Source organism: Acinetobacter sp. YT-02 (assembly GCF_002412355.1).
Classification (GTDB): domain Bacteria; phylum Pseudomonadota; class Gammaproteobacteria; order Pseudomonadales; family Moraxellaceae; genus Acinetobacter; species Acinetobacter towneri.
This window is the reverse complement of sequence record NZ_NOZT01000045.1, coordinates 1-20,747: the sequence shown is the minus strand read 5'-3', so window position 1 is coordinate 20,747 and position 20,747 is coordinate 1. Positions and strand designations below refer to the sequence as shown.

The following is a 20,747-nucleotide window of genomic DNA, read 5'->3' as shown; positions in this document are numbered from 1 at the left end:
AGATGAATGCGTCAAAGCATCATTGTTTAGATGTGCTGAGCAGGTTCATCTTAAAAGTGCAGACATATAGACCCTAATCAGAATCTTGCAAATAAGCATACGGAAATAGCGCAATTTTTTGAGTTTATGCTAATCTTAACCGAGCTTTTTGAAATAGTTATATAAGTCAATGACGGATACAGCGGTAGAAATCGTTCATCAAAATATTCATCAACGTCAGTCTACGGGGCAGTTAGTTGAACCTGCACCAAATACTGAGCAGCTAGAAATGGCTTTTCAGGCAGCTTTAACCGCACCAGATCATCATCGTTTAAAACCTACGCGCTTTGTGGTGATTACTGCCGAGCAACGTGCAGCATTTGGTGAGTTACTTTCTCAAGCCTTGGCAGACATGGGCGAAACCGATGCGGTTCAGTTGGAGCGAGTGAAACAGCATCCATTTCGTGCGCCACTTTTAGTGTTGGCGTTAACACAATTTCAGGATCATCCAAAAGTGCCACGTTTTGAGCAGACTTTAAGTACAGGCGCTGCGGTACAGAACTTTTTACTGTCTTTGCAGGCGCAGGGCTTTGCCAGTATGTGGCGTAGTGGGGCAGTCGTTGAGTCGAACTTGCTGAAACAAGCTTTAAACTTAAATGCAGATGATTTAATTTCAGGCATTATTTATGTGGGAACAGCGGCTAAAGCCATTCCTGCACGCGCTGAGTTGGATACGCAAGCTTATGTTCGTTATTGGAACGCATAAGTCTTTATTTTTAGGATATAACAATAATGTCAGAGTTAAATTTTGCCGATTTGGTTGAACCTGTTGCAATAGATCGAAAAACTGCGTTACGTATTACAGTGCTAGGTGGTGGCAGTTTTGGTACAGCAATGGCCAATACAGCAGTACGTAATGGCTGCGACACGATGATTTGGATTCGTGATGAAGCAACTGCCAAAGAAATTAATGAAACGCATATTAATCGACGTTATTTGCCAGATTTTCAGTTGGAGCAGGGTTTAAGAGCCGTTTCAGATTTGGAAACTGCAGTTCGTGACCGTGACATTATTTTAGTGGCTATTCCAAGTCATTCTTTCCGTGATGTGTTGCGCCAAATTAAACCTTTTATTAGCGCACAAGCAGTGGTGTCTTTAACCAAGGGTATTGAAGCCAAAACCTTTAGTTTTATGAGCGATATTATCCGTGAAGAATTGCCAGAAGTGCCGTATGGTGTATTGTCTGGCCCGAACCTTGCCAAAGAAATTGTGGCGGGGCAGCCTGCAGGTACGGTCATTGCCAGTAATTCTGAATTGGTGCGTTATGCAGTGCAGCAAGCTTTACACAGTGCATTATTCCGTGTTTTTGCCAGCGATGATGTGAATGGTGTGGAATTAGGCGGTGCGCTAAAAAATATTTATGCTGTGGCAATGGGCATGGCAGCCGCTTATAACGTGGGTGAAAATACTAAGAGTATGATTTTAACCCGCGCTTTGGCAGAAATGAGTCGTTTTGCGGTTAAGCTTGGTGCAAATCCATTGACCTTCTTAGGGTTGTCTGGTGTCGGTGACTTATTTGCAACGTGTAGCAGTCCATTGAGTCGTAACTATCAAGTGGGTTATGCATTGGGCAAAGGCAAAACTTTGGAACAAGCCACAGAAGAATTGGGGCAAACAGCCGAAGGGATTAATACCATCGTGCAAGTGCGGGCGCGCTCGAATGAATTAGATGTGTATATGCCAATCACTTGTGCGCTTTATGAAGTGATTTTTGAAGGTGCGCCGCCTATGAATATTGCACTGTCTTTAATGAAAAATGGACATCGCAGTGATGTGGAATTTGTCTTGCCGCATCATCAAGTTTAGTTTTACATCCATAAAACTGCGCCACAGTAGGTAAAAACTTGCGTGGAATATGACAGTTTGGTGAACTGAATTGTCATATTCTCAGGTTATACTGAGCGCATAATTTGAGTTAAATTGACACAACTTAATGTGTATCATCCTATAAGGAAATTCTATGCAACTGACTCTTGTTCGTCATGGTGAAGCCGCTCCTGCGATTATGGGCAATGATCATCAGCGTCCATTGACTGAGCGTGGTCATATACAAGCACAAGAAACGGCAGATTATTTAAAAAATATCATTCAGCCCGATGTGTTTGTGGTTAGTCCTTTATTGCGTGCACAAGAAACCTTGGCACATTTGCAGCAATATTTTAAAGATGTGCCTGTGGTGGTCTGCAATGCCATTAAACCTGAAGATGATGCAAAAGTTGCGGTGGAATGGTTGTCACAATTGCCGTATGAGTCAATTGCGGTGGTGTGCCACATGAATGTGGTGGCACACATGGCAGAAATTTTGACTTCAGAATCTTTCCATCCCTATCATTTGGCAGAAGCACGTATTTATGAGCAGGCAGTAATTGCTGCGGGACTTTCAACCCAAATCAAAAGTTTTATTCCAAACGCATAAAATAAATGTATAAAGTTAAATACAATTCAACGGTAGAACGATAATAATGCTGTATTTATGGATGCCAGAAGCCAATGGGGTTTGGCAATGGTCAAATGGGGAACACTGGACACAGGCAGATAATCTTGATGCCTTGATTCAGGCATTGCAATCTTTTCAAGGAAAAGATGCTGTGGTGTTTTTCCCAAGCCGTGATGTGCAAATTATGCAACAAACTTTACCTAAAGCCCAATATAAACAATTGGGTACCGATGGTGTGAAGTATTTATTAGAAGAATATACCGTATTGCCAATTGATGCGATGCAGGTGGCTCATCATTTTCAGCCACCTGAGCAAATAACCGTGTTGGGAGTTGCTAAGCATAGTATTGAAACCTATTTGCATGTATTAAGTTTGTTGCCAGTTAAAATCAGTGCATTGTTACCTGACTTTTTAATCTTGCCGCAACCTGATGTAGGGCAAACGGTGATTGGAAATATTTGCGGACGCTTGTTGGTACGTGAAAGTGAATTTTTAGGTTATTCAGTTGATGATCTGGCACTTTATCTAGATTATCAAACTGCAGAACGAAACTATAAAATCACCAACTTTAGTGCAGAACAAATGCAAAGTATTGAAGCATTTGCAACACAAGAACAATTAGAAAGCTTTCATTATGTAGTACCTGCATTAGTGAAAGCCAAACAGCATCCATTCAATATGCTGCCAAAATCCAAGCAAGACACGGGTGTTTCAGGTTATTGGAAAGCCTGTGCAGCAGTATTTCTTGGGATTTTAATTGTACAGTTTAGCTATGATGCACTGCGTTGGAGCAAACTTAAAAAAGTAGCAGATCAAACAGCGTTTCAAGCCATAGAACAATATCAATATTGGTTTGGTGCAAATAGTCGTATTACCGAACAAAATATTCAAAGCCAGTTTGAAAGTCAGGTACGCATGAGTAAAAATGCAGATACTCAAGCGCTGCAATTGCTCAGTCGTGTTGGCCCTGTGTTGATGCAAAATCAAATTGTGGCCAATCGTGTGAGTTTTGATGCCAATATGTTGAACATGGAATTGAATGCCAACTCGGCAGCGACCTTACAAGCGCTCACTCAGCAATTGAATCAGCAGGGTTTTAAGGTCGAGCTGGGTAATATTCAGCCGAGCGCGTCAGGTGCAGTAGGATTGGTGAAAATACAATAATGAAAGCCATGGAAAAAATGTCAACTTGGTTCGATCAACGTATTGAACTGATACAAGATTATCTAGATCGTTTAAATACACGTGAACGTGTTTTGGTGGTATTTACCACAATCTTTGTGATCGTTGCTGCTGTGGGTTCTGCGTTGTGGTATATGCATGCCGCAGCCGAAAAACAGCAAAAACGGGTAAATGACCTTAAAGATTTGGTGGTGGTGATGCAAAGTCATGCAGTCACCATGAAACCTGCCAATGATGCACAACTCAGTGCAGCCGATAAAATTCAGCGTGTGGCTCAGCAACAGGGTTTATCGGTTGCTTCGCAGCAAAGTGGTGACAAGATGCTACTGGTGGCGAGTCATGCCAATTATGCTGTGTTGGCAAATTTTTTAACCCAATTGGCGCAAATGGGTTTAAGTATCGAAAAAATGGAATTAATTTCTGAAGCAGGGCAGATTAAATTAACAGCGACAGTCCAGTAAAGGTTAAAAATAAAGTCCGAAACTCGGAAAATAAACCCATGTCAAGCATAGCGTTTTGACTGGGCTAAGCCTATAATATGGCGACTTAGAAAGCAGTAGACTTTTGCAGATATGTTGTATTCTCTAGCCCGCCCGTTGTTATTTTCTTTAGCACCAGAGCGTGCACATGAGCTGACACTATCACTATTGAAATCGAGCCATAAAATGGGCTTGATGCGTCAAAAGACTGTAGCGAAACCTGTGACTTGTATGGGAATTGAATTCCCTAATCCAGTAGGTTTGGCAGCAGGTCTAGACAAAAATGGTGCATATATTGATGCCTTGGCTGGTTTAGGCTTTGGGTTTATTGAAATTGGCACCATTACGCCACGTCCTCAAGCGGGCAATCCGCATCCACGTTTATTCCGTATTCCACAGGCCAAAGCCATTATTAACCGTATGGGTTTTAATAATGATGGGGTCGATCAGCTGATTGAAAACGTCAAAGCGGCAAAATTTAAAGGTATTTTAGGGATTAATATTGGTAAAAATGCCGATACGCCTGTTGAAAATGCGGTAGATGATTATCTAATTTGTCTAGAAAAAGTCTATAACTATGCCTCTTATATTACTGTAAATATTTCATCACCCAATACCAAAAATTTGCGCAGTTTGCAAAGTGGTGATGCGCTGACTGAGTTATTGCAAACCCTCAAACAGCGTCAGTTGGAGTTAGCCGAAGAACATCAACATTATGTGCCGTTGGTATTAAAAGTTGCTCCAGATCTAGACCCTGAAGATATTCAGTTTATTGCCAAACAATTATTGCAATTCAAAATTGATGGTCTGATTGTGACCAATACCACTTTGTCGCGCGAAGGTGTAGAAAACTTGCCGCATGGCGATGAAGCAGGTGGTTTATCGGGTGCGCCTGTGTTTGAAAAAAGTACTGCATGTTTGGCAGCATTTTCAGCAGCACTGAAAGGTGAAATTCCTTTAATTGGTGTAGGTGGCATTTTGTCGGGCGAACAAGCGGTTGCCAAAAAAAATGCAGGTGCAAGCTTGGTTCAGGTGTATAGTGGTTTAATCTATGCAGGTCCTGAGCTGGTTCAAGATTGTGTGAACGCCTTATAACTTATGAATACCATTGATATCGTTATTCTGATTCTCTTGCTTATTGGAGGGTTGAACGGTTTGCGACAAGGATTTATTAAAGCCTTTGCGAACTTGGTAGGATGGATTTTTGCCCTAATTGTTGCGGCAAAATATGCAGTTGTCCTAGCACCTTCGATGACAGCACTCAGTAGCGATCCTGTGGTACAAAAAATTGCAGCCTTTGCATTTATTGTCTTGGTGATTGTGGTACTGACCTGGATTGTAACCGCTGTTTTAAATGGTGTTTTAAAGAGCTTGAAACTTGGCCCATTAAATCGTTTGGCAGGCGGTGCATTTGGTACCTTGAAAGGCTTACTCATTGTTCTTATTACCATTCAAGGCATTGGTCCTTGGGTCGAAAGCTCGCCTTATTGGAAACAGTCTAAATTTGTACAAACTTTATTGCCGTATGCACCGTGGGCAACAGAACTGTCCAAAGACGCTGCCAATGAGGCTTTACAGCACATCAAGTCGAAAGATGCCGCGCCATCTTCCGACATCGCATCTGACGCAAAAGAAAATCGCTCTGGCGCAGATGGCTCAACGAATAATCCTTTTTATTAATCCCTAGCTGGTCTGCGAGGTTGCTATGTGTGGAGTTGTTGGTATAGCTGGTAAATCACCTGTTAACCAAATGTTGTTTGATGCATTAACGATGTTACAACATCGTGGACAGGATGCAGCTGGGATCGTAACTTGCCACAATGGGCGTTTGTTCTTGCGTAAAGATAACGGTATGGTGCGTGATGTATTCCATACACGTCACATGCGTGCGTTGCAAGGTAATTATGGTATTGGGCACGTGCGTTATCCAACTGCAGGTTCATCAAGCAGTGCCGAAGCGCAGCCATTTTATGTGAACTCGCCGTACGGGATTACTTTGGCACACAATGGTAATTTGACCAATGCCGAAGAAATTCACGAAGATCTGTTTAAAACAGATTTACGTCACATGAACACCGATTCTGACTCAGAAGTGTTATTGAACGTATTTGCACATGAATTGCAAAAACGTGGCAAATTAAACCCAACTTCAGAAGATATTTTTCATGTGATCAGCCGTGTGCATGAGCGTTGTAAGGGTGCTTATGGCGTTGTTGCTATGATTACAGGTCAAGGCTTGGTTGGCTTCCGTGATCCAAATGGTATCCGTCCATTGATTTACGGTTCACGTGAAACTGAACAGGGCATGGAATATATTATTGCATCAGAATCTGTGGCAATTACTGCACTTGGCTTTAAAGTTGAACGTGATATTGCGCCGGGTGAAGCGATCTTTATTAATGACGCAGGTGAATTATTTACCCAGCAATGTGCCGCTAAACCTGAATATCGCCCATGTATTTTTGAATATGTATATTTTGCTCGTCCAGATGCGACCATTGATGGTATTTCAGTGTATAAAGCGCGTTTGAAAATGGGTGAAAAACTGGCGCATAAAATTACCCAAGAGTGGGGCGAGCAACACGATATTGATGTCGTTATTCCAATTCCAGATACATCACGTACATCAGCTTTAGAATTGGCAAATACTTTAGGGGTTAAATTCCGTGAAGGTTTTATGAAAAACCGCTATATCGGACGTACCTTTATTATGCCAGGTCAGCAATTGCGTAAAAAATCAGTGCGCCAAAAACTGAACCCTGTAGAGCTTGAGTTTAAAGGCAAAAATGTACTGTTGGTGGATGACTCGATTGTCCGTGGTACGACCTGTAACGAAATTATTCAAATGGCACGTGATGCTGGGGCGAAAAAAGTATTCTTTGCTTCTGCAGCGCCAATGGTGAAATATCCAAACGTGTATGGTATTGATATGCCAGCCAAAGATGAATTAATTGCGTCTAACCGTAATGTTGAAGAAATTCGTGAAATTATTGGTGCAGACCGTTTAATTTTCCAAGATTTAGAAGACTTAAAACAAGCGGTTCGTACCCATAAAGTGCCACATTTAACTGAATTTGATTGTTCAGTATTTGATGGTGTGTATGTAGCTGGCGGAATTGACGAAGCTTATCTGAATGATCTTGAGCAAAAGCGCAACGACTTGGCTAAAAAAGGCAAAGATGGTTATATTGATGTCAATATTGATGCTGCGTCAGTAGACTTAACTGGTGTAAAAGAGAGTTAATTCTTTTTCTGATCAGCTCAGTGAGAAAAGCGGGAAATTCCCGCTTTTTTCATTTATGATGGTGGCTCAAATACAATGTAATTCAGGATGTTTACATTGAGGTCTGTGAGTAGTTACTTGATTAAAAACAAAAATATGATTTGGTCTGCAATTTTATGTTTGGTTGCAGTCGCTTTGACCCTGTTTATCTTAAACACAGTTTTGGGTCTGTTGGTCTATTATGTCGATTCAAGCCAATCCATCTATTGGCACAGTCTAAGTCCATACTGGATTACGGTCTTGGTGTTGATTATGACTGTATCCGTTATTTTGGAATTTTACGTTTTTCGCTCAGGCGGTCATTCTTTGGCAAAACAATTGGGTGCGCGTCGTTTAACCCAGTTTGAAAGTACCCCAGAAGAAAGTACAGCGCTCAAACTGACCGAACAATTGGCAGATACCTTTCAAATTCCAGCACCTACCGTGTATGTATTGCCCGATGAAATTGGGGTGAATGCCTTAACCGCAGGCTTTAGTCATAAAGACATTGTGATTATTTTGACTTGGGGCGCTTTGCAAAACTTGGATGAGCAAGAGCTTTATGGATTGCTCAGCCATGAGTTTAACCATATTTTAAGTGGTGAAACCATTGATAATACTAAACTTAAAATCCTCTACAGTAGTCTAACCACGTTTAGTAAGTGGGGCAGTAGCATCGCCAAACTTGGTTTTGGACAACATCGTGATGCGCCGCCACATAAGTTAGCGACTTTTTTTGTGGCTGTAGGTGGTGGTATTTGGTTGTTTGGCAGTTTAGGAGTGTTGATTACCCGCTTAATTAAATATATTAGTCTAAGCGGACGTACCTTTAAAAATGATTTAAAAACCAAACGCCTGATTCGAAACAATGCCAATATTCAGACTTTGCTGCGGATTTATGTGCATCATGCGGGATCGCAAATTCATAGTGAATATTCAGAATCGATTTCCCACATGTGCTTTGCTAACTCGCTCAGTCCACAAAGCTGGATGAATATTCATCCAAGTATTGAAGCCCGTATTTTTGAGCTTGATCCAACCTTGGTGCAAGACTTACAACTCGAAAATTTGAAGCGTTTACGCAATCAGCCTTTGTTTAGCCTATTTCGCTCGTTAGAAGAAATGAATGCTGAATATTATGCGCCGTGGAGCTCGCCGCAACCTTTGCCTTTGCTGCGCTTGTCGCCGATTAGCTTTGCAATTAATGATGCAATTAAGCCACTCAAGCCTGAAATTCGCAATAACATGCCGCGTCCAGAGCTAATTCAGCGTGCCTTACAAACGGCAACGGGTTCGCGTGAGGTGATTGTCGCTATTTTGATGATTCGCCAATATCGTGAATTTATTCCTGCTGAAGCAGAAGTGAGTCGTGCAATTGTAGATGCTTTATTACATTTGGATGGGCGAGTACATATCTCGATTTTCCATGAAGCGTGTAAAAATATTGGTGGTATGCCGCTGAGTATCGCACGGCAGTTTCTAACCAAATTGGCAAAAATCATTCAGGAAGATGGCGAGATTGGTTTGTTGGATGCCTTGCTGCTTGAACGTATTAAGTTTGAATTGAACTTGCTGCCTTTACATACACCTGCAGCGTTACACGAAGTTAAACCGCAAATTGTACGTTTAATCGATGCTTTATTGCATGTGCAGCAAATTAATAGTGTTAATCAGTTAGATGTACGTGAACGTATTTTAGAACGTGTTTTAACTGCAGATGAATTGATTGATTATGAAGAAATTTCAGATGAACCGATTGATTTATCAGAAATTTTAAATGATATGGCAGGTTTGCTGCTGCGTGATCGACTGATGGTGTTAGGCATTGCTGAAATTTGTTTGTGGAATGACCGTATTATCACCCAAGATGAATTGGATGTTTTGGAGTTGCTCTATTGGCGTTTAGGTTTTAAAACCGAAGAAATTGTCGAGCAAATGCAAAAACAAAACAGTTTGATGATTGTGTGACACTGATTGACTAGGTGTGTTTAAAGCAGATTTTGAAAAAATACGAATAGGTCAGATTGGGTGAAAGAAAGCACAGCATTGTGCAGCCTTTCTAGGTAGAATAGGTGCTATCTTGCATGTTGTTCTGTGATAAATACGTGCAGCGAAAAATTAGATGGGTGATGATAAACATGATGGGGCATCAGCGTGACATTTTAGCCAGTTTGGGAATCGATATTTGGGTTTCCAGAATGGCTGTGTCTCAAACTTTGCCACAATCATCGGTTTGGCGCGACCAAGCTGCACCTGAAATACACAGCGAAATTATTGTTCCTGCTGCAGTACCTCAACAATTAAAACAACAACAGCCGATTATTCACGAAAAGCCTAAGCAAGAACCATCTCCGCAACATACGACAGTTGAAGCGGCCGCGCCAGAAGTTGTTCCTGAAGCGCGTGTCATGCTGCAAATTGAAGCATTTAGTATTGAAGCTTTGCAGTTGCCACATTGTGTCATTTTGGTAGAAAGCACTACCTTGAGTCAGGAACAGCAACAATTGTGGCGTAATATTCAACATGCGCTACAGGCCGAATATCACGTATTGCAATGGCCTTTTGCTTTAGAAGTATTACAAGACGGCATCGGGGTAGAAAATTATGTGCAAGGTTTTGTTGATGTCTTGAGCACAGATAAAAACATGCTGATTTTAGGTCAATTACCACATTTTAAATCTGAACAATGTTTGCATTTAGCCAGCTTGCAAGAGATGTTAGATCAACCGCTGTTGAAAAAAAGTCTGTGGGATGCGATACAAATCACATCGTTACAGCCTAAAGCCTAAGTCAATTCAGATATTTAAAACTCTACATATACAAGCAATTGTAGACACGAAACAGGGATAATCATGCGTAAAAAAGTGGTAGTGTTTAGTCAAATTGATGCAGAAATTTTAAGTAAGCTAGAGCAAGATTATCAGGTGGTGCAGGTCAGCCCGAAGTTGGGTGACGTGAATCAACAGTTGCTTGAGCATGTGCAAGATGCGGATGGCATGATTGGTGCAGGGCGCTTGCTTAATCAAAGCAACTTGCATACTGCGACTAAACTCAAAGTGATTTCGAGTGTAAGTGTCGGTTACGACAACTATGATGTAGATTATTTAACTCAACAAAAGATTAGTCTTTGCCATACACCGCATGTCTTGACTGAAACCACAGCAGATTTAGCCTTTACTTTATTGATGAGTGCAGCACGACAAGTGCCATATTTAGATCGGTGGACTAAACAAGGGCAATGGAAACGTACCGTGGGTGCAGCACAGTTTGGACAGGATATTTATGGTAAAACCATTGGTATTGTAGGTTTGGGGCATATTGGTGCGGCTATCGCACGGCGTGCATTTCATGGTTTTAATATGAATGTGGTGTACCACAATCGTCGTGAAAAAATGGAAGTGGCGAAGGCATTTAATGCAGAATATTTAAGTCTGGATGAATTGCTGCAACAGTCTGATTTTGTGGTACTGGCAGTCGATTTAAATGCAGACTCTAAAGCCTTAATTGGTCAGTGTGAACTTGATTTAATGCCGTCTCATGCAATTTTGGTCAATATTTCGCGTGGTTCAGTCATTGATGAGCAGGCACTTATTCAGACCTTAGAAGCAGGCAAAATTTTTGCCGCAGCTTTGGATGTCTATGACAAAGAACCACTGCAAGAATCACCATTATTTGAGTTAGATAATGTCGTGACTTTGCCGCACATTGGTTCAGCAACTGCAGCAACTCGTCGACAAATGGCAAACTTAGCCTATAAAAATTTAGTTGATGCGCTGGAAGGACGTCGCCCGCAATATGTTGTTAATCCTGCTTGTTATACGTCTTAAAGTTAAAGATGATTTGGTAAAAATTGATAACACATCATTGCAAATGCGTTCATTTTTCAATGTTATAGTGAATCATTATGCAAAATATGTATTTGAGATCATCCATTGAAACATCTATTACTGATCTGCGGTTTGAGTTTTGCCAGTATTGCGACAACCCAAAGTGCCAATCTAACCACCACACCACAATTTAATGTGCCTGAAATAGGCAGTGGTGTGGGATTAATTGATCAGCAAAAAGAACGCAGTATTGGTGAAAAAGTCTATCGGGAAGTGCAGCGTAAAATGCCTGTCACGCAAAACCCGTGGCTGGAAGATCAATTAATCAATACGTTTTCGCATCTACTCAGCCAAACTCAATTGGGGCAACCCATTGGGCTACTCATTATCAATGATCCACAAATTAATGCTTTTGCTGTGCCGGGTGGTTTATTTGCGTTAAACACAGGTCTTATTAATTCTGCCCGTAATATGGATGAAGTTGCGGGCGTGATGGCGCATGAAATTGCGCATGTGTCGCAACGTCATTACAGTCGCTCTCAAGAGGCATTTAAAGGACAGGGTTTGTTGGCACTCGCTGGGGTTGTGGTTGGGGCATTGGTTGCCTCACAAGCCGATGGTGATGCAGGCGCAGCGGTGATGATGGGTTCTCAAGCCGCTTTAATGGATCAGCAATTGACTTATAGCCGTAATCAGGAACGTGAAGCAGACCGTATTGGCATGCAATATATGTATAGCGCAGGCTATAACCCACAAAGCATGGCAGACTTTTTTGAGGTGATGCACCGTACTACGAGTCGAGTGAGCTTCTTACCTGACTTTTGGTTTACCCATCCCTTAACCACAGAGCGGATGAGTGAGGCGCGTTTACGTGCCAATCAATTGCCACCAGTGCCAACCTCGCTGCGTGATGAAGACTTTGAGATTTTAAAGTTATATAGTTTGGTGGTTTCGCAGCAGGCGACAGAACAGCAGCTTAAAGCATTTGCAACCCGTAACCATTTTGCGGCGAATTTGGCTTTGGCTTATTTTTATAGCCAGCAAGGCGATTTTGTTTTGGCGCAACAAAGTATAGATCAGGCCAAAAGTCACAATCGTTTACATAATTTATTGACACTTATTCAAACTGACATTTATTTAGGGCAAAATAAAATTGATTTAGCGCTCAAAACAATTGGTTCACCTGCGCGAATTATGCCTGAAAATCGTGCGCTGAATTATAAATGGGCCGAGGTTTTGATTCGTCAAAATCAAACTACGCAAGCAGAAAGTATTTTGAAGGATTTCTTGCAAAAAAATCCACGTGATTTATCGGCATGGAATTTAATGCAGCAAGCGGCAAATATAGACCGAAGCTCTGCATTACGCACGGTAAATGTGTTACGGTATCGTGCAGAAGTACAGTATTGGTCAGGTTGGGAAGAAGAGGCAATTAAATCATTACTGCACGCGCAGCGTTTAGCCAAAGACAATCAGGCGATGTCGGCAAATATAAAAAACCGTGTGACTGAAATGCAAAGAGAACGACAGTTAAAAATATAAGTCGGGCGTACATACGGTGGCATAACAATAAAGAAAAGGAGTTTAAGAATGATTGAGGGACAATGTTTATGTGGTGCGGTGTATTACCGTTACCATGCCGAAATTGAAAAAACAATATTATGTTTTTGCCAGCATTGCCGTCGTGCGCAAGGCGGTATTATGGGATGGAATAGTCCAGTGGCACGCGAACATTTTGAAGTGGTGCGTGGCTTAAAATATCTAAAAGAATATTTTCATAGTCCCAATAAAGCACGGGTATTTTGTCAGGAGTGTGGCAGCCCGATTTATTCTTATCGGCTAGATTTACCCGATATTATTCGCTTACGCTTAGGGACAGTGACTCAAGGCAAAGTTCCCGAACCATGTGAGCAAGCATTTGCGCAATACAAACCCAACTTTTTGGCAATTGAGTCGTGTGAATAGTTATTCACCGAATATACAATGCTAAAATAGAACTTGAGTTGAAACGACCCTGACTTGAAAATGAAAAAATATATTTATTTATGCCTTACTTTGGGGATGACCTTGCAAAATGTCTATGCTGCGAGTGCAGAGCAGTATGTGTTGGCTGTTGAAGAAATTAATGCGCAATATAAACAAGATACCCGACAGTTTTTACGAGGCTTAAACCCACAACAGCAGGGTTTTAATCCGCAGCAACAGCAGCAGTTTTGCGGCATTGTTAGTCGTTATGTTGATCGTTTATATCAGGCAGCAGATGAAAACCGTGCCTATTTGGATCGTCGTTATCAGAATATTAATAAACAGGACGTGATTCAGCAGGTCAGCACATCTAAAGAAATGCAATTACTGAAAAAATATCAAGTGAACTGCGATTTAAAGTAAAAAGTTAAAGCAGAAGTGTCTAAGGGTGAATAGATAATCTATCTCATCCTAGGTTTAGCATTTTACTTAATAGCATTAGATAGAAAGATTAAAGCGGGCTTAATCTGACATTTAAATCAGTGTTCGGAGAAGCACAAATTTGGGGTGAGCTAATTAGCTTAATTTGGCTTTAATTTTGGCAGATACTTGAGCAGGATCGGCGCGCCCGGCTATGAGCGGACGCAGAGAGTTCATCACCTTACCCATATCTTTCATGCTAGTAGCTTGTTGCGCTTCAATGGTTTGCGCAATCATGGAATCAAGTTCTTCCTCAGTCATAGCTTCTGGTAGAAACTGAGATAACACCTCAATTTCGGCTTGTTCCTTACTAGCTAAATCTTCTCGGCCAGCGCCTTCAAAGGCTTTAACCGATTCTTTACGTTGTTTAATTTGCTTTTCAATGACCGCAAGAACCTGAGCATCGTCAAGCTCTTTGCGCTCATCGACTTCGATTTGCTTAATTGCCGCCTGTAGACTACGAATTACCGTTAACTTATCCATTTCTTTGGCGCGCATTGTCGCTTTCAAAACGTCAGTAATTTGGTTTTTTAAAGTCGTCATCATTTAATCCAGACAGGCAATCACAAATTAATTAGTAAAGGCGAGTAGTACGTACTGATTCACGCGCCAATTTCTTTTGGTAGCGTTTAACAGCAGCAGCTTTTTTGCGCTTACGTTCTTGAGTTGGTTTTTCGTAGAATTCACGCTTACGTACGTCAGCTAAAACACCTGCTTTTTCGCAAGAACGTTTGAAACGACGGATAGCTACGTCTACTGGTTCGCCTTCTTTCAATTTAACTTGTGGCATGAAGAATCCTCATTAAGTTATGGATAAGATCTGGGCGAAATTGCCCACGATCACAAGTGAAGGTCAGTATTTTACTCATTTACATCTCATATCACAAGTCTATAATAGGTTTCGCAATAGAATTGATACAGGTTATAGGCAATTTAATGATCGTTTTAGGCTTAGAAACATCTTGTGATGAAACAGGACTTGCACTGTATGACAGCGAGTTAGGTTTGCGCGGGCAAGTACTGTATAGCCAAATTAAATTGCATGCAGAGTATGGTGGTGTGGTACCCGAACTGGCTTCACGTGACCATGTGCGCAAACTTATTCCTTTAATCAATCAATTGCTTGAGCAGAGCCAAGTCAAAAAATCTGAAATTGATGCAGTGGCTTATACCCGTGGGCCGGGGCTAATGGGCGCACTCATGACAGGCGCATTATTTGGACGAACTTTAGCTTTTGCCTTAAATAAACCTGCAATTGGGGTGCATCACATGGAAGGGCACATGCTTGCACCATTATTGTCTGCGACACCGCCAGAATTTCCGTTTGTCGCTTTATTGGTTTCGGGTGGACATACACAGCTCATGGCAGCTTATGGCATTGGCCAATATGAATTGTTAGGCGAGTCGATTGATGATGCTGCAGGCGAGGCTTTTGACAAAGTTGCCAAAATGATGGGTTTACCGTATCCGGGTGGGCCAAATATCGCCAAACTAGCTGAACAAGGCGATGCCAAAGCTTTTGAATTTCCACGTCCAATGTTGCACCAAGGCTTAGAATTTTCATTTAGCGGTTTAAAAACTGCGGTTTCAGTACAAATGAAAAAGTTAGGTGATGAAAACCGTGATGCCGATATTGCGGCAAGTTTCCAAGAAGCGATTGTTGATACTTTGGTGAAAAAATCGGTAAAAGCTTTAAAACAAACAGGTTTAAAACGCTTGGTGATCGCGGGTGGGGTGAGTGCAAATACTCGGTTACGTGAGCGTTTAGAAGCAGATTTAGCTAAAATTCGTGCAACGGTTTATTATGCAGAACCTGCATTGTGCACCGACAATGGTGCAATGATTGCTTTTGCGGGCTATCAGCGTTTAAAAGCAGGGCAGCAAGATGGTTTATCGGTTACGACTACACCACGTTGGCCGATGACGGAGCTTACCAATCCAACTGCGGGTTAAGTTGTTCGTAGCATAAAATCAATCAGAGGCAATAATCTGCCTCTGACTTTATATGCTAAATTTTTACATTAATATTAGAAACGAATACTTAAAACTTAGCGAATTGCGTCCATTAAACCTTTGGTAAGATCTTTCATCATGCCTTGCATCACAGCATGCCCCGCATTGTTGCAGTTTTCTAATTTTTTACCTTCTAGTGATTTACCTTGATTGGCTATTTCTTCGCATTTCTGCAAAACTTTTTTAGCCTCATCTAAGTTCTCAGCATAATATTCTTGCGTTTTCACTTGTGTACATGCTGTAAGCGTTGTGATTAAACTTACCGTTATTAACAAATTTTTAAATTTAAACATTATTTTTTAACCGTTGTTTGTTTTAAAGAGATTACATCTTAAGCGAATAATGGGTTCAGAAAATAATACAATGGACTAAAGTTGATCTTGTTAACTAAAATTAAATAATTGTAATATAAGTATTTTTTAATAATTTTTCTGAAATTTTATAGTCATATTCTATCCCAAACCTTATTTCACGTATTGGTTTCAAATAGAACTGCTTTATTTTTTTGTGCACTCATCCTACAATTTATAGAAATCCATAAAGTAGCTGACAGCAGTATTTAAATCTGTGAATCCTGTCCAATTGTTGTGTTTTCAACTTTAAACTATGATTCTTGGTAGATATTTAATATAAAACCAATTGAGATAAACATGCGATTTAAAAATACATTTTGCATTATTTGTGTGATGGGGATGATGGTATTGACCGCTTGCGAAGGGGCTGAGTCAATACAGCAAAATATAAATAGTACAGAAAATCAGCCGAGTTCAGTGACAGCCCAACAGGTCGAAGTACCGACTCGTTTGACTACTGCAGCAACTCATCCTTCGGCTATCACACCTGAAGCGACAGTACCGCAAGAAGTATATGTAGGAGAGCCGACTGTGGCAGAAATGCAGGCGCATGGCGAAGAATTTTATAAAGACACATTGGCACGGATTGCTGCAGAACAAGGTCAGTAGTCGCTCAGTCATTTAGCGCGTTTTAAATAGAGTGGGTTGCTGACTATCTTCTATATGCAAACAACCCATTAAAATATTTAAAGTGCTTTAAGTTGCTGCGAGCCAATCCAGTGTTTAGAAAATTGATAGGCAGCACGCCCTGAACGCTGTCCACGTGCCTGACACCATCTTAATGCTTCTGCACGTACTTCGGCAGTCATTGGCATTTCGGCTTTGTGTAAATAATGCTCCACAATTTCTAAATATAGATTTTGATCCATTGGATAAAACGACAGCCATAGACCAAAGCGATCAGACAGTGAAATTTTCTCTTCAATTGCTTCTTGAGGATGCAACTCAGTATATTGCGGTACATCTACACGAGTGACAGGTGTATTTTCATGCATAAATTCAGGTAATAGATGACGTCTGTTACTGGTTGCATAAATAATAAAATTACTGGAACCTGATTGTAATGAACCATCTAAAACACTTTTTAAACTACGATAATTTTCATCTTCTGCGTTAAAAGCTAAATCATCACAGTAGACAATAAATTTTTCAGGACGATGCTGAATGATTTTTTGAATTTCTGGCAATTCAGACAAATCATCGCGTTCAATTTCAATTAAACGTAATCCTTGATTGGCATACTCGGTCAATAGGGCACGTACAATAGATGATTTTCCCGTACCGCGTGAGCCTGTAAGTAACACATCATTGGCAGGTAAGCCATTTAAAAACTGCAAGGTGTTTTGAATGACTTTTTCTTTTTGCTTTTCGATGCCTTTTAAATCATCTAAATCAATTTTTCTTGGTTGTTGAATCGCTATCAATTGTCGATCTTGCCATTTGAATGCGATGGCGGAAAAGTCGGTTTCTTGTTTTAAAGCAGGTAAACTTTGCTGTAGTTGTTGGAGTACATGAGAAAGTGATAATAAGATGTTGTCGGGTAAATCTAGGTTTGCCATGATAATTCAGCTTAAAAAATGCAGATCAGATTGCTACACTTTAAGACTAGCGCAATTGACCTAGATTTGACAATCAAAGTGTGAATCGAGTCATTGACGCGTATTACAATTTTTTAGATATTGTTGTGTATAGTAGGCATAGGCAAGCGTAGTGCTGCGAATAAACCAACGGATTGAGGAATGCTATGTTATTTAAAGATTTCACCGAAGATGTTAATCCGCATCAAGCCTATCGCATAAAAAAACTCAAGCGCCAAATTCAAAATGCCGAATCGTATGAAGAATGGAAAAGTATTGCCATTCGTATAGATGAAGAAACTGGTGCGCAAGAATGGAAATATGACAACAGTTCGCCATATTTTGATGCGGAAATTATCTCGCATCGTTTAAATTTATTACGCCGTTATCGCACCACCGAACGCAGTCACGATTTAATTTATATTTTGCGTGAAGGTTTAACTTTTGACATCGCCAATATTGCCCATCCGATGTTGTTTACTGCAACCTATGTGGGTACTAAAAAAATTATTGAAGATTATGTGGATGAAGTCAGTAAAAGTTTGGCTTTTGTCGCTTCAGATGAATGTCAGGCTTTAACCAAAGTAGAAAAAATAGAGTTTTTTCAGCAATGCCAAACTGCATACGGACAACCTGCCTTGATGTTCTCTGGTGGGGCAACGCTAGGTTTGTTTCATACAGGTGTTTGTAAGGCCTTACTTGAACAGGATTTAATGCCTAAAGTGCTGTCGGGTTCGAGCGCGGGTGCAATAATGACTGCAATGCTAGGCATCGCAAAACCTGAAGAAGTACAGCATATTTTGGGTGGTGAGTCATTTTTCCACGAAGCATTTCAGTTTAGACAAATGCGCGAAATTCTTAAAGGCAATGGTGGAATTGCCGATGTGCATTATTTAAAAAAATTCCTGATCAAAAACTTGGGCGATACCACGTTTGAAGAAGCTTTTCAAAAATCAGGTTTGCATATTAATGTGGCGGTTGCGCCTTATGATGCATCGCAAGACTCACGCATTATGAACAGCTTCACTGCGCCAGATTTGTTGGTTTGGAGTGCGGTGTTGGCCTCGTGTGCTGTGCCAATTTTATTTCCACCAGTACGTTTAACCAACAAGCGTTATGATGGCGAACACACTCCATATATGGGTAAAACCCGTTGGGTGGATGGCAGTGTGCGTAGCGATTTCCCACAGGAAAAAATGGCACGTTTGTATAATATTAACTACACCATCGCCAGTCAGGTCAATCCGCATGTAGTGCCTTTTATGCAGGATGATATTAAGCGTTATCGTAAAGATATGCTGAGTTGGCCAGAACGGATTATTCGTCGTCAGGGCAAAGTCATTAGTCGTGGGGTAATGGATTTTGTACGTGAGCGCGCAGGAGCTGTACCGCCAGTGCGTCGTTTGCTAGATCATGGCTATGGCATTGTCGATCAACGCTATTATGGTGATGTGAATATTGTAGGAAGCTATAACCTGCGTCATTACAGCTATATGTTGCAAAACCCGAAACCACATTTATTTAAAATTTTACAGCGTGAAGGCGAGCGTGCGACTTGGCCGAAAATTTCATCGATTGAAACGCATGCACGTGTCGGTAAAACTTTGCAACATTGCTTAGAATTATTAAATGCACCTCAAATAGAGGTATCCACCGAAGTCGCAGCAGAAATGCGCACTGGCGCAAGTGTTGTTTAATGTTTTAAATTTGGATGTTCAACAGTTAGATACTGCGCAGTTCGAGCTGCGCAGTAAAGCGCAAAGTTTGCAATATGGTCGGCATATCTATCGTTTTGAACATCAAGGGCAGTTTTATTGGCTGAAAGCCCAACAACAAGGTGTTCATGCGACAGTAGAGCAGGGTTTTGCACAAGAATGGGACTTTTATAAACAGTACGCGCAATCATCATATTTATCTTTTTTATTGCCATGTGAATTGATGGATGCTGCACCCATTCATATTCAGCCGCAGGGTAATTCACATGACATTTCATCGCATTATTCACAGGTCTATTCACGTGCTTTAATTTTACCTGAAGCGCAAGCTGTTTTTGTGATGGGTAATTTACCTGAATATACAGAAGCGATTAAACACATATTTTTGCGTGTCTTTGAAGCAGTGGAAGCATTACATCAATTAGGTTGGATTCATGCTGACTTAAAAGCTGAACATATTGTGCAGTTGGATGGGCAAATCAAACTGTTAGATTTTGAGCAAGTACAGCAAATTGCAGATATTCAATGTCAGGGGATGACTGCAACGCCACGTTATATGGCACCAGAGTTATTTCACGGACAGCTCAAAACTGCACAAAGTGATATTTATGCTTTAGGCATTATTTTTTATGAATGGTTAACGCAACAACGCTTGCAGGCAAATAGTTACCACGATTGGGCGTATTTACATTGTCAAAGATTGCATATCCAACTTTCTACGCATCTACAAGCATTTTTACCACTGCTGAATCACATGTTGGCAAAGTCCTATTCGCAGCGTGCAACGAGTATTGCAGAGTTGAAATTATGGCTTAGTGGCTGAATATGCTTAAGAAAAAATCAAAAAATAGTTTTTTGTTTTTTATTTAAACAGTCATTGTGCTTTTTTATAAAAAAGGCTTGTCATCAGGAAGTGATCTCTATAATATACACAGCCATCGGGGACGTGGCGAAATTGGTAGACGCACTGGATTTAGGTTCCAGCGCCGCGAGGTGTGAGAGTTCGAGTCTCTCCGTCCCCACCACTTAAATATCAAGTCAGCTTGATTTTAAGTTACAGAGGATTGGTGTAATGGTAGCATGACGGTCTCCAAAACCGTTCGTCAAGGTTCGAATCCTTGATCCTCTGCCAAATATTTAGATAGAAATTAGGCGCTTATACAAAGCGCCTTTTTTGTTGCCACACTTTTGCCACATTTTATTTATTCTATCTTTAGTTTCGCCATTTCAATTTTGTTCTTATCGCCATGCATCCACTTGGCATAGCGTTTCATCAGCATTTGCAAACTGTGACCCATTTGGTCTGCAACAAAGACAGGGTTCAAACCATCCATGAGCAACATTGAACCGTACCGGGTTTGTCGGAGACTTTTTTATTTAAGTTAGGCCACCTGACCTAACGGGTTAATCTTATCAT

Annotated in this window: 22 protein-coding genes, 2 tRNA genes and 1 pseudogene; 20 read left to right on the top strand and 5 right to left on the bottom strand. The window is 40.9% G+C overall.

Features of this window, described 5'->3' with window-relative positions:
- Nucleotides 1-169: 169 nt before the first annotated feature.
- The 14 genes from CF596_RS11470 (at nt 170) to CF596_RS11405 (ending at nt 13,615) form a co-directional block, all read left to right on the top strand.
- Nucleotides 170-745, top strand: a complete 576-nt coding sequence (locus CF596_RS11470; protein ID WP_096902531.1) for a nitroreductase — start codon at nt 170-172, stop codon at nt 743-745.
- 26 nt (nt 746-771) lie between these two features.
- Nucleotides 772-1,845, top strand: coding sequence for an NAD(P)H-dependent glycerol-3-phosphate dehydrogenase (locus CF596_RS11465; protein ID WP_096902530.1), 1,074 nt, complete (start codon nt 772-774; stop codon nt 1,843-1,845).
- A gap of 154 nt (nt 1,846-1,999) precedes the next feature.
- A complete protein-coding gene (locus CF596_RS11460) occupies nt 2,000-2,455 on the top strand; it encodes a phosphoglycerate mutase family protein (protein ID WP_096902529.1) in 456 nt (151 codons plus the stop codon).
- A gap of 46 nt (nt 2,456-2,501) precedes the next feature.
- Nucleotides 2,502-3,641 (top strand): type II secretion system protein GspL, encoded by a 1,140-nt coding sequence (gene gspL / locus CF596_RS11455; RefSeq protein WP_096902528.1) that lies wholly within the window; start codon nt 2,502-2,504, stop codon nt 3,639-3,641.
- Complete coding sequence (gspM, locus tag CF596_RS11450; protein WP_096902527.1) at nt 3,641-4,120, top strand: type II secretion system protein GspM; 480 nt, start codon at nt 3,641-3,643, stop codon at nt 4,118-4,120. The genes gspL and gspM overlap by 1 nt, the downstream gene beginning before the upstream one ends.
- Before the next feature lie 111 nt (nt 4,121-4,231).
- The gene (locus tag CF596_RS11445; RefSeq protein WP_004971477.1) at nt 4,232-5,233 is read left to right on the top strand and encodes a quinone-dependent dihydroorotate dehydrogenase; all 1,002 of its coding nucleotides are present in this window, start codon (nt 4,232-4,234) and stop codon (nt 5,231-5,233) included.
- 3 nt (nt 5,234-5,236) lie between these two features.
- Nucleotides 5,237-5,818: a CvpA family protein gene (locus tag CF596_RS11440; RefSeq protein WP_004971476.1), complete on the top strand. Its 582-nt coding sequence runs from the start codon at nt 5,237-5,239 to the stop codon at nt 5,816-5,818.
- Between the two features lie 25 nt (nt 5,819-5,843).
- Nucleotides 5,844-7,382, top strand: a complete 1,539-nt coding sequence (purF, locus tag CF596_RS11435) for an amidophosphoribosyltransferase (protein WP_096902526.1) — start codon at nt 5,844-5,846, stop codon at nt 7,380-7,382.
- A 96-nt stretch (nt 7,383-7,478) separates the two neighbouring features.
- On the top strand, nt 7,479-9,368 hold the full coding sequence (locus tag CF596_RS11430) for a M48 family metalloprotease (protein ID WP_096902540.1): 1,890 nt from the start codon (nt 7,479-7,481) through the stop codon (nt 9,366-9,368).
- Between the two features lie 170 nt (nt 9,369-9,538).
- Complete coding sequence (locus tag CF596_RS11425) at nt 9,539-10,189, top strand: hypothetical protein (RefSeq protein ID WP_004971470.1); 651 nt, start codon at nt 9,539-9,541, stop codon at nt 10,187-10,189.
- Nucleotides 10,190-10,252: 63 nt separating this feature from the next.
- Complete coding sequence (locus tag CF596_RS11420) at nt 10,253-11,227, top strand: D-glycerate dehydrogenase (protein ID WP_096902525.1); 975 nt, start codon at nt 10,253-10,255, stop codon at nt 11,225-11,227.
- Nucleotides 11,228-11,332: 105 nt separating this feature from the next.
- Nucleotides 11,333-12,769, top strand: coding sequence for a M48 family metalloprotease (locus CF596_RS11415; protein WP_171324990.1), 1,437 nt, complete (start codon nt 11,333-11,335; stop codon nt 12,767-12,769).
- Nucleotides 12,770-12,817: 48 nt separating this feature from the next.
- A complete protein-coding gene (locus tag CF596_RS11410; RefSeq protein WP_096902524.1) occupies nt 12,818-13,192 on the top strand; it encodes a GFA family protein in 375 nt (124 codons plus the stop codon).
- A 60-nt stretch (nt 13,193-13,252) separates the two neighbouring features.
- Nucleotides 13,253-13,615, top strand: coding sequence for a hypothetical protein (locus CF596_RS11405; protein ID WP_004971462.1), 363 nt, complete (start codon nt 13,253-13,255; stop codon nt 13,613-13,615).
- Between the two features lie 153 nt (nt 13,616-13,768).
- Here the strand turns inward: CF596_RS11405 and CF596_RS11400 are convergent, their stop codons facing one another.
- Both CF596_RS11400 and rpsU read right to left on the bottom strand, forming a co-directional pair.
- Nucleotides 13,769-14,215 carry a GatB/YqeY domain-containing protein gene (locus CF596_RS11400; RefSeq protein ID WP_096902523.1) on the bottom strand — a complete coding sequence of 149 codons (447 nt, stop codon included), beginning with the start codon at nt 14,213-14,215 and terminating at the stop codon, nt 13,769-13,771.
- A gap of 31 nt (nt 14,216-14,246) precedes the next feature.
- Complete coding sequence (rpsU, locus tag CF596_RS11395; protein WP_001136722.1) at nt 14,247-14,462, bottom strand: 30S ribosomal protein S21; 216 nt, start codon at nt 14,460-14,462, stop codon at nt 14,247-14,249.
- Nucleotides 14,463-14,608: 146 nt separating this feature from the next.
- Between rpsU and tsaD the strand changes: the two genes are divergently transcribed.
- Nucleotides 14,609-15,625, top strand: coding sequence for a tRNA (adenosine(37)-N6)-threonylcarbamoyltransferase complex transferase subunit TsaD (gene tsaD, locus CF596_RS11390; protein WP_004971458.1), 1,017 nt, complete (start codon nt 14,609-14,611; stop codon nt 15,623-15,625).
- Between the two features lie 95 nt (nt 15,626-15,720).
- Here the strand turns inward: tsaD and CF596_RS11385 are convergent, their stop codons facing one another.
- Nucleotides 15,721-15,978: an EexN family lipoprotein gene (locus CF596_RS11385; protein WP_096902522.1), complete on the bottom strand. Its 258-nt coding sequence runs from the start codon at nt 15,976-15,978 to the stop codon at nt 15,721-15,723.
- Nucleotides 15,979-16,335: 357 nt separating this feature from the next.
- Here CF596_RS11385 and CF596_RS11380 point away from each other — a divergent pair, with 357 nt between their 5' ends.
- Nucleotides 16,336-16,647, top strand: coding sequence for a hypothetical protein (locus CF596_RS11380; RefSeq protein ID WP_096902521.1), 312 nt, complete (start codon nt 16,336-16,338; stop codon nt 16,645-16,647).
- A 77-nt stretch (nt 16,648-16,724) separates the two neighbouring features.
- Here CF596_RS11380 and CF596_RS11375 read toward each other — a convergent pair whose 3' ends face one another.
- Complete coding sequence (locus tag CF596_RS11375) at nt 16,725-17,597, bottom strand: ATP-binding protein (RefSeq protein WP_096902520.1); 873 nt, start codon at nt 17,595-17,597, stop codon at nt 16,725-16,727.
- Between the two features lie 185 nt (nt 17,598-17,782).
- On the opposite strand from CF596_RS11375, the gene CF596_RS11370 reads away from it, so the two are divergent.
- The 4 genes from CF596_RS11370 to CF596_RS11355 all read left to right on the top strand — a co-directional run bounded on the left by CF596_RS11370 (nt 17,783) and on the right by CF596_RS11355 (nt 20,462).
- A complete protein-coding gene (locus CF596_RS11370) occupies nt 17,783-19,312 on the top strand; it encodes a DUF3336 domain-containing protein (protein ID WP_096902519.1) in 1,530 nt (509 codons plus the stop codon).
- A complete protein-coding gene (locus tag CF596_RS11365; RefSeq protein ID WP_096902518.1) occupies nt 19,302-20,153 on the top strand; it encodes a protein kinase in 852 nt (283 codons plus the stop codon). The genes CF596_RS11370 and CF596_RS11365 overlap by 11 nt, the downstream gene beginning before the upstream one ends.
- Before the next feature lie 117 nt (nt 20,154-20,270).
- Nucleotides 20,271-20,355: transfer RNA gene (locus CF596_RS11360), tRNA-Leu, on the top strand.
- Nucleotides 20,356-20,388: 33 nt separating this feature from the next.
- A tRNA-Trp gene (locus CF596_RS11355) sits at nt 20,389-20,462 on the top strand.
- A 70-nt stretch (nt 20,463-20,532) separates the two neighbouring features.
- Here CF596_RS11355 and CF596_RS14790 read toward each other — a convergent pair.
- Nucleotides 20,533-20,682 (bottom strand): annotated as a pseudogene (locus tag CF596_RS14790) (site-specific integrase); the annotation flags it as partial.
- Between the last annotated feature and the right edge of the window lie 65 nt (nt 20,683-20,747).